Raw genomic sequence first — 12,165 nt, forward strand, 5'->3', positions numbered from 1 at the left:
ATATACTAGAGAATTGTTAATATGATCGATCACATAATTTTACTTAATTCAGGGGCAATATTAAAAAAGTATAAACGAGGAGAATTTCTTTTTCAAGAAGGTTCTATGGCTCGTTATTACTATCAGGTACATCTTGGAGAGATCAAGATGAATAATTATAATCAGGAAGGGAAAGAATACATACAAGGTATTTTTACCAAAGAAAAAAGCTTTGCAGAACCTCCTTTATTTGCAGACTTTAAATACCCTGCAAATGCAGAAGCTATTGTAGATTCTGAAGTCTGGCAATTACCAAAAGAAAAATTCTTAAAACTTCTAGAAGAAAACCCTGATATACATCATAAATTTACCAGCACGCTAGCTTTGCGACTATATTACAAAGCAATTATGGTTTCTGAAATATCTACCCAAGAGCCAGAACATCGCATTCTTAGAATTCTTGATTATTTTAAAAAAAACAGTAATCATAGCGCAACAGAATCAAACACATACAAAGTAGAACTCACCAGACAACAACTTGCTGATCTAACAGGATTGCGCGTAGAAACTGTTATCCGAAGTATCAAAAAACTAGAGCAGAAAGGAGAGCTTTTTATTAAAGACAGGAAAGTATATCGGTGATTTTCACTTCCAGTCTACTTTATGATTAGGATCATAAAATCAGATCCCTTTCTTGAAATACCTTTGAATAACACTAAAAACAATTGTTATGTATTCAAAGTTATTAAACGATTTTAAGCAAATGTATATGGCATACATTCCATTAATGATCATTCTTTCCAGTTGTTTAGGATCTGTTGCAGCAATGTATATTCTTATGCAGGAAAGATCTTTTTCACAAGTCGTTCAATTATCTCTTTGTGTAATTATTTGTATGGCATTTAATGCATCTATTCTAGCTCAAATGAAAGCTAAGTTTGTATTCAACTTATTAATTGCAAGTCTCTTCATCAATAGTCTCTTGGTATTACTTAACATCACTTTTTATTAGCACAAATAAGGAACAATATAATTTCTTACAACAAAAATCAAATGACAGTGATTTATAAAAATGATATCAGAAACAGAGATGATGTTGCAATGCTAGTTGCTGTATTTTATAAGAAAATCAGAAAAGAAAAGAGTTTAGGCCCTATTTTTAATCATGTAATAAAGGATTGGGATAAACACTTAGATCGGTTAACCGATTTTTGGGAAACCAACCTATTATTTGTTCCAAAATTTAAAGGAAATCCAATTGAAGCCCACAAACAAGTAGATCAAACATTTAACCATAGTATCACAAATGAACATTTTGGAATATGGCTACAACTATGGATTACCACAATAGATGACCTTTTTGATGGTGAGCTTGCTACTTTAGCTAAAAATCGCGCCAGAAAAATGAGCACAACATTATTTGTAAAAATGTTTCAGGATAGACCTTCTCAGAAAATAGTTCCTAATAAATAATTTATACAAACTGATGTAATACTTGGGGCGTAATCATACTATGCGAAGAATGGTGTACCATAACACCATTTCTAATAACAATAAATTGAGGCGATTCATGAAATACTTGAAACTTTGCAGCTACTTCTGCAGACACATCACGATGATTCAATAAATCGAGATAATATAAATCGATTTGATCTTCTGTAAGATCAAAACTGTTTTCAAAATTACGAATTACCATGCTACTAATACCACAACGGGTCGAATGCTTAAAAATAGCTTGAGTTTTAGCCTTTGATGCTTCTTCAATTTCCGCTAATTGCGAAATAGAATTGAGCACTTGCCAAGGCAAAGCTTGTTTTTCCTGTTTAGGTTCCTTCTCTTCGGATCCAAATAATTTACCAAATATTCCCATTTTTTTCCTTAATTCAAATTATCGCAAACTTAATCAAATGATTTTTAAAATTGACTATAATCATATATTGGTCGTTACAAAATCTGTAACTTTACAATAAGCCAAAAAGTCAGTAAAATTAAGCAATATTAAGACAATTTGACATATTTCCTAAGTAGGAATATTATTTGATTCTTTATTATGAAACTCAAAATAAGAAACTATGAATTTTAATAATTTCACTATAAAATCACAAGAAGCCATACAACAAGCTCAACAGCTTGCACAAGGTTTTGGACATCAGCAAATAGAAAACGAACACATTTTTAAAGCTATTTTTAGTGTGGATGAAAATGTGCTTCCATTTTTACTTAAAAAACTAAATGTAAATATCAATCTTTTACAACAAGTTCTTGATAGTACATTAGAAAGTTTTCCTAAGGTTTCTGGCGGAGAAATACAGTTATCCAGAGAAGCAGGAAAATCATTAAATGAAGCAAGTATTATTGCTAAGAAGATGAATGACGAATATGTTTCTATTGAACACCTAGTGATTGCTATCTTTAAATCTAAAAGTAAGATTGCACAAATCCTAAAAGATCAAGGAGTAACAGAAAAACATTTAAGCGAAGCTATTAATGAAATCAGAAAAGGTGAACGAGTAACATCTCAAAGTGCAGAAGAAACCTATCAGGCCCTGAGCAAATATGCCAAAAATCTTAATGAAATGGCAGAAAGCGGAAAATTAGATCCTGTAATAGGCCGTGATGAAGAAATCAGAAGGATATTACAAATCCTATCTCGTCGTACCAAAAACAACCCAATGCTAGTTGGTGAACCCGGAGTAGGTAAAACTGCTATTGCCGAAGGGTTAGCTCATCGAATTATCGCCGGAGATATTCCCGAAAATCTAAAGAACAAACAAATTTTTTCTTTAGATATGGGAGCTTTAATTGCTGGTGCCAAATTTAAAGGTGAATTTGAAGAGCGCCTTAAATCTGTTGTAAAAGAAGTAACTTCAAGCGACGGAGACATTGTATTATTTATCGATGAAATCCATACTTTGGTAGGTGCAGGTGGTGGTCAAGGAGCAATGGATGCAGCAAACATTCTAAAGCCTGCTTTGGCAAGAGGAGAACTTCGTGCAATTGGAGCCACAACCCTAGATGAATATCAAAAATATTTTGAAAAAGATAAAGCTCTGGAAAGACGTTTCCAAAAAGTTACAGTAGATGAACCAGATACAGAGAGTGCCATTTCTATTCTTAGAGGAATTAAAGAAAAGTATGAAACACATCATAAAGTACGTATAAAAGACGAAGCCATAATTGCAGCAGTAGAATTATCCCAGCGTTATATCACAAATAGGTTTTTACCCGACAAGGCTATTGATTTAATGGATGAAGCTGCTTCTAAGCTACGAATGGAAATTAATTCTAAACCCGAAGAGCTAGATGTTCTCGATAGAAAGATTATGCAACTTGAAATCGAAATCGAAGCCATAAAGCGTGAAAATGATGAAACCAAGCTAAAGGTACTTAATGCAGATCTTGCAAATATTAAAGAAGAACGTAATGAGGTTTTCTCAAAATGGCAAAGTGAAAAAGAGGTTGTAGATGCTATTCAAAATGCAAAAACAGATATTGAAGAATATAAACTTGAAGCAGAACGCGCAGAGAGAAATGGAGATTATGGAAAAGTCGCCGAATTACGATATGGAAAAATAAAGGACGCTCAAGAAAGACTGGATGAATTACAAAAACAGTTGAATGAACAGCAAAGTAAATCTTCGCTTATTAAAGAAGAAGTTACCAATGATGATATTGCAGAAGTAATAGCAAAATGGACAGGGATACCAGTAACCAAAATGCTACAAAGTGAACGCGAAAAATTATTGGTGCTTGAAGAAGAACTCCAGAAACGTGTTGTTGGGCAAATCGAAGCTATACAGGCCGTTAGTGATGCTGTACGAAGAAGTCGAGCAGGACTACAAGATCAAAAAAAGCCGATAGGGTCATTCTTGTTTCTAGGAACTACTGGAGTTGGTAAAACAGAATTAGCAAAAGCACTGGCAGAATACCTCTTTAATGACGAAACTGCCATGACCAGAATCGATATGAGCGAATATCAGGAACGTCATGCCGTAAGTAGATTAATGGGAGCACCTCCTGGATATGTAGGATATGATGAAGGAGGACAATTAACCGAAGCTGTTCGAAGAAAGCCATACTCTGTAGTTTTACTCGATGAGATAGAAAAAGCACACCCAGATACGTTTAATGTATTATTACAAGTATTGGATGAAGGTCGATTAACAGACAACAAAGGTAGAGTTGCAGATTTCAGGAATACCATCATCATCATGACCAGTAACATGGGTAGTCATATTATTCAAGAAAAACTTGAAACCATTAAAGACATGGATACCGCTATGGAAGCTGCCAAAGTAGATGTATTAGGGATATTAAAACAATCTGTTCGCCCAGAGTTTTTAAATAGAATAGATGACATTATTATGTTTTCTCCACTTACCAAAGCTAATATAAATGAAATTGTAAAACTTCAATTGAATCACGTTTCTAAAATGTTAGCAGAGCAACACATAACTTTGGATGCTACAGAACAAGCTATAGTTTATCTTGCCGAAAAAGGTTTCCAACCAGAATTTGGTGCAAGACCTGTTAAACGAACTATTCAAAAAGAAGTTTTAAATACCCTATCAAAAGAAATTCTAGCGGGAAAAGTCTCTACAGAGAGTGTAATTTTGCTCGATGAATTTAATGATAATCTAGTGTTCAGAAATCAAGAAAATTTGGTTTCTTAATCCAGAAATAAAAGTAATTTTACTTAAAAACAGAGCTATTGGTTTAAAATAAATCAATAGCTCTATTAGTTTTTAACAAAAAAATCAACAACGTCATATTTTGTCGAGCTGCATGGATTACGGTTTTACCGTAGATGTTAACAGAATTATTCCTACAATAGTTAATAACTAAATAAAGAAAAAAACAAGGTTTTAAGTACATTGCTCTCACAATGAGACCAACCATATTGCTTGCACTTCTATTAATTTCACACATCTCCCAGAGCCAAAGTAAAAAGGGAGCCTTATCTGATATTAGAAATAAATATCAATTAATCCGAGAATTAGTAGACACCAATACACTTAGACAACATCACACAGACTATTCATGTAATGAATCGTCAGAAAAAGGATCACTTACTTTTTACTATAACGGCACAGAATTAAAACATATCATTCATACCTACGCACAAGGACATGTTAAGTATAGAGATGAATTCTATATTTGGGATGATCAATTATTTTTTCAATACGCTACACATAAGATTTGGTATAAGGAGTATGAAAGAAATCGCTCTGGTAGGCGTAGATTGGTAAATATTGTATTAACACTTGAAGAACGTTTTTACTTTGAGGATAGAAATGTTATAAAGTGTCAATTCAAAGATTTTGAAAACAGAAGTAGTAGTCCAAAAAGAATCAGAACTAACAACATCAGAAATATAAATGTAGGATGTGATCAAGCACAGATTGCTCTTGAAAAATTTGATCTTTTGTTAGATTTCCAAAAAATGAAGATCGAAGATGCTTGCAACCTTCCTAAAAGTATTACCAACACAGAGCCTTTAGATCATATTTACGGTAATATTGGTCAAAATTAGGTTTCTCCCCATTTTAGTATTTCATTAATATGTCGAAAAAAGTTTTGTTAAAAAATATACCGTTCGGTATTTTTTAATATATTTGAATATATATTTTACAAAGTATGCTTACCAAAGCCGAACAAACAGCAGAATTTATCATCGAGACCGTAGCCCCCATTTTTAACAAAAATGGATATGCCGCTACAAGTTTGAGTGATATCACCAAAGCTACCGGGCTTACCAAAGGTGCCATTTACGGCAATTTCAGAAATAAGGAAGAACTCGCTATTGCAGCTTTTAAGATGACCGAAGGGAATATGATTGACCGAATAGTAGATCATCAATCTTTAAGTAAGTCTCCTATTGAAAAATTATTTTTAGTGACCGATTTTTATAGAAACTATTACAACTATACCCAAGAGATAGGTGGGTGTCCTGTACTCAATATGGGAGTAGATGCAAAATATCAGGTTCCCGCCCTTTTTAAACATGTAAAATCTGCAATTACCAAAATCCAAAATAATGTAGCTAAACTTATTGAAGCCGGAAAAGAGTGCAAAGAAATAAAAGAAGAAATAGATTCAATGTTATACGCAAAACAGCTATATAGCATGATAACCGGTGCCATTTTTATGACCCATACTATGGAAGACAATAGCTATCTATTAGAAACTATGAGTCAGATAGATACTATGATCCATAAAAAACTCAAACGATAATTATCATTTTTTTTAACTATAAATATACCGATTGGTATAAAAAATACAATGAATTATGACATTAACCAAAGTACCAGAAAGCAAAGCAAAAATAAGGTTTCAGGATTGTGATCCTTTCAACCATCTTAATAACGCTGCATATATTAATTATATGATCAATGCACGTGAAGATCAGATTGACAAATACTATAACCTTGATATTTTTAAACTTGCAAAAACCAAAGGCATAAGTTGGGTCGTAGGCACAAATCAGATTGCTTATTTAAAACCCGCTTTACTCATGGAGAATGTTGTTATTGATTCTCAACTTATACGATATACTGAAAATCAATTACATGTAGAAATCAGAATGTGGAACCATGATAAAACCGAGCTTAAAGCTGTACTATGGAGCTCCTTTGTACATTTTAATTTATTGCAACAAAAACGCTGGAATCACGATCAACAACTCATGGAGCTATTTCAAAATATACTAGAACCTATCCCTACAAATGATTTTGAGGAAAGAATTTCACAATTAAAACCACAAAAAGTGTAACATTTTCATTATTTATTCGTCTTATATAGAACGTAACCATTTAAAACCGGCCATATGAAATCTTCTGGCGATTTAGGTTCTTCTAACAAAAGAAGAAGCTCGTACATATATATAGGATTTTTTATCATTGCTATTCTATCAATGGGTATCGTTATTTGGCAAATGGGAATGTTAGAATAATTTAATCAGGTATAAAAAAGTTTGTATTATTTTTATTATAACTATTTTTATACCTGATAGTATTTAATTTACTTTATGAAATCTATATTAATTTTATTTGCTTTTCTTTCTTTTTGGCCTTGTTCTTCTCAAGACAACTCATCTCAACAACAATCTGTAACTACAACATATTTTTTTGTCAGACATGCCGAAAAAGATCTTAGCGATCCAAAAAATCGAGATCCTAAACTTACTACAGAAGGAAAAAAAAGAGCAGCAAACTGGGCAAAAATGCTTGCTGACACTCCTATAGACATGGTATATACAACAGATTATACCAGAACTAGAAAAACAGCAGAACCAATTGCAAAAAGTAAAAATCTAGAACTCACTTTATATAATCCAAGAGATTTAAATAATATTGAATTTCAGAAAAAAACAAAAGGAAAAACTGTTGTTATTGTTGGCCATAGTAATACAACACCTACTTTTGTCAATACAATTATTGGTAAAGAGAAATATAGTTCTATCGATGAAAAGATCTATGGCAAATTATTTATTCTAAAAGTTACTGGAGATATAATTACCGATACTGTACTTACTATAAACTAACAGCAATCTCTTTCAATATAAACATAGATATCTTCTAGTTCTATTTTTGAAAGTAATTTTAATTTTTTATTTTCAAATAATTTATCAAGATTATATAATGGCGTGGTGAGATCATCTGTCTTATAATTTTTATAATCAACAAAACGTATTCCATTTACTATTCTTGGGTTATACGCCTCTCTAAATCGTATTCCTCCTTCATTAACTGCGTATTTATAAGCAAGATAATCTACCGTAAAATTCTTCTTGTGTATCCAATACATAAATTCATCTTCAAAATCGGTCCCCCCACCTTCTTGATTGAAAGTAACTTTGATTTTATAATATGAAACTCCATTAATACTAGATTCGCCGATTAGTTTTTTATGCACAGCTGGAGCATTAAGCCCATATGGAAGGCTTGCAAAATAGTGTACTGAATTCACTCCATCACTTATTCTTGTAACTAAAGAATCAGCCACTTTTACGGGGCAATTTTCTATAGTTCTTTTTAAGCCAGAGTTACTTATCACATCATGAGTTAACCCTTTGATCCCTTCTACAAATCTCTCTAACTCATATACTCCTTCTCCCCTCTTACTTCGATACTGTTTTCCTCTAAAAACAAAATGCACTATTGCATTATCATATCTAGAACCACCAGCTTTCTCTATGGTTTTATCTATTATTTCCTGAGCAGAAAACTGAGCAAAAGCAGCTGTGATTGAAGAAAAAACAAGTATCAATACTATAAAATAACGTTGCATAAAAATCTATTTAATAACCTAAATTAACCTTTCTCTTTTCAATAATTGTAACAATTTTGTTAAACTAAACAACAGCTACAATCAATTACTTTTTTTTAGACGAAAATTCAATTTTATACTTACTAAACTGTACTATATTTTAACGTTTACCTTTATCAGAATTGAACATTATTTTCTTTCTAATTTTAAAAAAGATAATTATTTTGCAGCCTTTAAACACCCCCAAACAATAACACTATGAAATATCTAATCGTATTTTTGATCTGTTTTACAACTCAATCGGTCTTGGCTCAAGATGCAAGCACCTATCATAGTGCAACAAAAGTTTTTCAGGAAAATTTTAATGCGCAGAAAATAGATTCAATTTTTGACATGTATACCTCAGAAATGCAAGAAAACATGACCAAAGAAGGGGTTACTCGTTTTATTAATGGTTGTTACGAACAATTTGGTAGTATAAAAAACATAACTTTTGTTGAAACTGCTGAAGGGGTTTATAGTTATAAAGTAGAATTTGATAAAGCAATTTTAGCTATGGACTTGCAACTTAGTACAAATGGTAAGATTTCAACAATACAATTTCAAGAGTTATAAAAAGTATTTAAAACATTCGTTTTTCTTATAAAGCTTTCTTTCAGGAAAGCTTTGTACTTTTGTAAATGTTTACAAAAGTATTTTGAATACCCAGATATGAATCCAAATAAAATCAACATATTAAACCGTAAGGCCAAATTTGAATATGAATTCCTTGACAAATATACTGCAGGAATTAAACTCGTTGGTACAGAAATAAAAGCTATCAGAGAAGGAAAAGCGAGTATTGCAGAGAGTTTTTGCGAGTTCAACAACAATGAGCTATTTGTTATAAATATGCATATTGAAGAGTACTCTCATGCCACTTATTTTAATCACAATCCCAAAAGTGAACGAAAATTATTACTCAATAAAAAAGAGCTAAAAAAGCTTGAAAAAGAAGTAAAAAACTCCGGATTAACCATTATACCAACCAAATTATTCATAAACGATCGTGGATTAGCAAAGCTCAATATTGTTCTTGCTCGTGGTAAAAAGATGTATGATAAACGAGAAACAATTAAAGACAGAGATAATAAAAGAAATCTTGATCGTATTAAAAAAGATTTCAGATAAATTGATTAGACAACTACCACATCCTGAAATCTAAAGAGTTAAAATTAATTTTTATCTTCTAACAAAGGAACAAATCTAAACTCTCCAAATTCTCGTTTTTCAAATTCTGTTTCACTTTTACGAATAAAAAGTGTCATTATTTGGATATCTTCTCCTACAGGAATTACCAAACGACCATTAATTTGTAATTGTCCTAATAATGGTTTAGGAACAAAAGGAGCACCTGCTGTTACTATAATTCCATTGTATGGTGCATGCTCTGTCAGACCTTTATACCCATCTCCAAACGACAAATGTTTTGGTCTATATCCAAGTTTAGATAAAAACAATTTTGTTTTTTTAAATAGTTCTTTTTGGCGTTCGATACTATATACTTTTACTCCAAGTTCACATAAAACCGCTGTCTGATATCCAGACCCGGTACCAATCTCTAACACCTTATCCCCTTTTTTTATTTCTAACAATTCAGTTTGAAAAGCTACAGTATAGGGTTGGGAAATGGTTTGATCTGCTGCAATCGGAAAAGCTTTATCCTGATATGCATGATCTTCAAAACTAGAATCCATAAACAAATGTCTGGGTATTTTTGCAATTGCAGACAACACAGCTTTATTTTTGATTCCTTTCTTAATCAACACATCTACTAACTGTTTTCTTTTTCCGGCATGTCTAAGAGTATCTTTCACTATTCTAAGGGTTATTTAGCAGGCTAAAATTACATAAAGATTTTAAAGATTTGCAAACTATTTTCTTCTTCGAACTAAATTTTTGCATTTTAGATATAATTAGGATTTAAAATTTATAAATAATACTATTTTTGTGTAAAATCAATATATTATGCTCAAAGCCGGAGTACTCGGTGCGGGACACCTTGGTAAAATCCATTTACGTCTTCTACAACAATCAGAAAATTATGACCTTATAGGTTTCTACGATGCTAGCGAAACCCAAGCTAAATCTATCGTAGAAGAATTTGGGTATCAACTTTTTAATTCTGTTGAAGAATTAATTAATGCTGTAGATGTAGTAGATATTGTCACCCCAACTTTCGCTCATTTCGATGTAGCCAAACAAGCAATACAAGCTGGTAAACATGTCTTTATAGAAAAACCTATTACCAATACTGTAGCAGAAGCCCAACAACTTATTGATTTGGCAAATGCACACAATGTAAAAGGACAAGTAGGCCATGTAGAACGTTTTAATCCGGCATATACTGCAGTGGCTAGTAAAATAGACAATCCAATGTTTATTGAATCGCATCGATTAGCAGAATTTAACCCTAGAGGTACAGACGTCCCTGTTGTGTTAGATCTTATGATACATGATATAGATGCAATACTAAGTGTAGTACACTCAGAAGTTAAGCATATCAGTGCTAGTGGGGTATCTGTAATTAGTGAAACTCCGGATATCGCCAATGCTCGAATAGAATTTGAAAATGGTTGTGTAGCTAATCTTACCGCCAGCAGAATTTCTCTTAAGAATATGCGGAAATCCAGATTTTTTCAACGTGATGCTTACATATCAGTTGATTTCTTTGAAAAGAAATGTGAAGTCGTAAAAATGAAAGATGCCCCTGAAAAACCAGATGATTTTGCCATGATACTGCAAAATGCTGAAGGTGTAAAAAAACAAATCTATTTCGACAACCCTAATGTTCCTTCTAATAATGCAATATTAGATGAGTTAGATACTTTTGCCGAAGCTATAAAAAATAACACCACTCCAGTTGTTTCACTAGAGCAAGGAAAAAAGGCGTTAGAAGTCGCATTAAAAATCATCGACTGTTTTACTCATTAAAAACAAAATTTACACACATATAAATAAACAATACACACATGAAAAACATTGCAGTAATTGGTGCAGGAACTATGGGAAATGGTATTGCGCATACTTTTGCCCAAAAAGGTTTTAAAGTTCAGCTAATAGATATTTCTCAACAATCTTTGGATAAAGGTTTGGCTACTATTACAAAGAATTTGGATCGAATGATTGCTAAGGAAAAGATATCTGAAGCCGATAAAGAAGCTACACTTGCCAATATCTCTACCTATACAAATATTAAAGAAGGAGTAGAATATGCAGATCTTGTAGTGGAGGCAGCCACAGAAAATGTAGATCTAAAGTTAAAGATATTCAGAGAACTTAGTGAGGCATGTTCAGAAGACACAATCTTAGCCTCTAACACTTCATCAATATCGATTACACAAATTGCTGCTGTAACCAATCGTCCAGAAATGGTTATTGGTATGCATTTCATGAATCCGGTGCCTATTATGAAATTAGTTGAAATTATTAGAGGATACAATACCTCTGATGAAGTAACTAATACAATCATGGAAATGTCTAAAACATTAGGTAAAGTTCCTGTAGAAGTTAATGATTATCCTGGATTCGTAGCAAATCGTATCCTAATGCCAATGATTAATGAATCAATAGAGACTTTATATAATGGTGTAGCTGGAGTATCAGAAATTGATACTGTTATGAAATTAGGAATGGCACATCCTATGGGACCATTGCAATTGGCAGATTTTATTGGTCTTGATGTATGTCTTTCTATTCTTAATGTAATGTATGAAGGCTTTAAAAATCCAAAATATGCTCCTTGCCCATTATTAGTTAATATGGTTATGGCTGGCAAATTAGGAGTGAAAAGCGGAGAAGGATTCTATGATTATTCTGAAAACAGAAAAGCAGAGAACGTATCCAAGCAGTTCCTATAATAGTTTAGTGTCTACTTCT

The 12,165-nt window shown here is 32.3% G+C and carries 15 protein-coding genes; 12 read left to right on the forward strand and 3 right to left on the reverse strand.

Annotation, left to right across the window (positions count from 1 at the left end; all coding sequences use genetic code 11):
- The first annotated feature begins 21 nt into the window (after positions 1 to 21).
- The 3 genes from ATE84_RS20265 to ATE84_RS20275 all read left to right on the forward strand — a co-directional run bounded on the left by ATE84_RS20265 (position 22) and on the right by ATE84_RS20275 (position 1,452).
- Positions 22 to 621: a Crp/Fnr family transcriptional regulator gene (locus tag ATE84_RS20265; protein ID WP_101449700.1), complete on the forward strand. Its 600-nt coding sequence runs from the start codon at positions 22 to 24 to the stop codon at positions 619 to 621.
- Positions 622 to 709: 88 nt separating this feature from the next.
- Positions 710 to 991, forward strand: coding sequence for a hypothetical protein (locus ATE84_RS20270; RefSeq protein WP_233195857.1), 282 nt, complete (start codon positions 710 to 712; stop codon positions 989 to 991).
- 41 nt (positions 992 to 1,032) lie between these two features.
- A complete protein-coding gene (locus ATE84_RS20275; RefSeq protein WP_101449702.1) occupies positions 1,033 to 1,452 on the forward strand; it encodes a group III truncated hemoglobin in 420 nt (139 codons plus the stop codon).
- Position 1,453: 1 nt separating this feature from the next.
- On the opposite strand, the gene ytxJ is transcribed toward ATE84_RS20275, so the two are convergent.
- Complete coding sequence (gene ytxJ, locus ATE84_RS20280) at positions 1,454 to 1,849, reverse strand: bacillithiol system redox-active protein YtxJ (protein ID WP_101449703.1); 396 nt, start codon at positions 1,847 to 1,849, stop codon at positions 1,454 to 1,456.
- Between the two features lie 202 nt (positions 1,850 to 2,051).
- Between ytxJ and clpB the strand changes: the two genes are divergently transcribed.
- The 5 genes from clpB (at position 2,052) to ATE84_RS20305 (ending at position 7,522) form a co-directional block, all read left to right on the forward strand.
- Positions 2,052 to 4,652 carry an ATP-dependent chaperone ClpB gene (gene clpB, locus ATE84_RS20285; RefSeq protein ID WP_101449704.1) on the forward strand — a complete coding sequence of 867 codons (2,601 nt, stop codon included), beginning with the start codon at positions 2,052 to 2,054 and terminating at the stop codon, positions 4,650 to 4,652.
- Positions 4,653 to 4,864: 212 nt separating this feature from the next.
- On the forward strand, positions 4,865 to 5,512 hold the full coding sequence (locus ATE84_RS20290; RefSeq protein ID WP_101449705.1) for a hypothetical protein: 648 nt from the start codon (positions 4,865 to 4,867) through the stop codon (positions 5,510 to 5,512).
- A gap of 104 nt (positions 5,513 to 5,616) precedes the next feature.
- Positions 5,617 to 6,213 carry a TetR/AcrR family transcriptional regulator gene (locus tag ATE84_RS20295; RefSeq protein ID WP_101449706.1) on the forward strand — a complete coding sequence of 199 codons (597 nt, stop codon included), beginning with the start codon at positions 5,617 to 5,619 and terminating at the stop codon, positions 6,211 to 6,213.
- A gap of 55 nt (positions 6,214 to 6,268) precedes the next feature.
- Positions 6,269 to 6,751, forward strand: a complete 483-nt coding sequence (locus ATE84_RS20300) for a thioesterase family protein (RefSeq protein WP_101449707.1) — start codon at positions 6,269 to 6,271, stop codon at positions 6,749 to 6,751.
- A gap of 255 nt (positions 6,752 to 7,006) precedes the next feature.
- A complete protein-coding gene (locus ATE84_RS20305) occupies positions 7,007 to 7,522 on the forward strand; it encodes a histidine phosphatase family protein (protein WP_101449708.1) in 516 nt (171 codons plus the stop codon).
- Here the strand turns inward: ATE84_RS20305 and ATE84_RS20310 are convergent.
- Complete coding sequence (locus ATE84_RS20310) at positions 7,519 to 8,268, reverse strand: DUF6503 family protein (protein ID WP_101449709.1); 750 nt, start codon at positions 8,266 to 8,268, stop codon at positions 7,519 to 7,521. The genes ATE84_RS20305 and ATE84_RS20310 overlap by 4 nt on opposite strands.
- 237 nt (positions 8,269 to 8,505) lie before the next feature.
- On the opposite strand from ATE84_RS20310, the gene ATE84_RS20315 reads away from it, so the two are divergent.
- Positions 8,506 to 8,862 carry a DUF3887 domain-containing protein gene (locus ATE84_RS20315; protein WP_101449710.1) on the forward strand — a complete coding sequence of 119 codons (357 nt, stop codon included), beginning with the start codon at positions 8,506 to 8,508 and terminating at the stop codon, positions 8,860 to 8,862.
- 96 nt (positions 8,863 to 8,958) lie between these two features.
- Positions 8,959 to 9,417, forward strand: a complete 459-nt coding sequence (smpB, locus tag ATE84_RS20320; protein ID WP_101449711.1) for an SsrA-binding protein SmpB — start codon at positions 8,959 to 8,961, stop codon at positions 9,415 to 9,417.
- A gap of 44 nt (positions 9,418 to 9,461) precedes the next feature.
- Here the strand turns inward: smpB and ATE84_RS20325 are convergent, their stop codons facing one another.
- Entirely contained in the window at positions 9,462 to 10,103 is a 642-nt protein-coding gene (locus ATE84_RS20325) for a protein-L-isoaspartate(D-aspartate) O-methyltransferase (RefSeq protein WP_101449712.1), read from the reverse strand.
- Between the two features lie 151 nt (positions 10,104 to 10,254).
- On the opposite strand from ATE84_RS20325, the gene ATE84_RS20330 reads away from it, so the two are divergent.
- Together ATE84_RS20330 and ATE84_RS20335 are read left to right on the forward strand one after the other, a co-directional pair.
- Positions 10,255 to 11,220, forward strand: coding sequence for a Gfo/Idh/MocA family protein (locus tag ATE84_RS20330; RefSeq protein WP_101449713.1), 966 nt, complete (start codon positions 10,255 to 10,257; stop codon positions 11,218 to 11,220).
- Between the two features lie 38 nt (positions 11,221 to 11,258).
- Entirely contained in the window at positions 11,259 to 12,146 is an 888-nt protein-coding gene (locus ATE84_RS20335) for a 3-hydroxybutyryl-CoA dehydrogenase (protein ID WP_101449714.1), read from the forward strand.
- Positions 12,147 to 12,165 lie beyond the last annotated feature (19 nt).

The sequence above is a fragment of the Aquimarina sp. MAR_2010_214 genome (genome assembly GCF_002846555.1).
Lineage (GTDB): Bacteria > Bacteroidota > Bacteroidia > Flavobacteriales > Flavobacteriaceae > Aquimarina.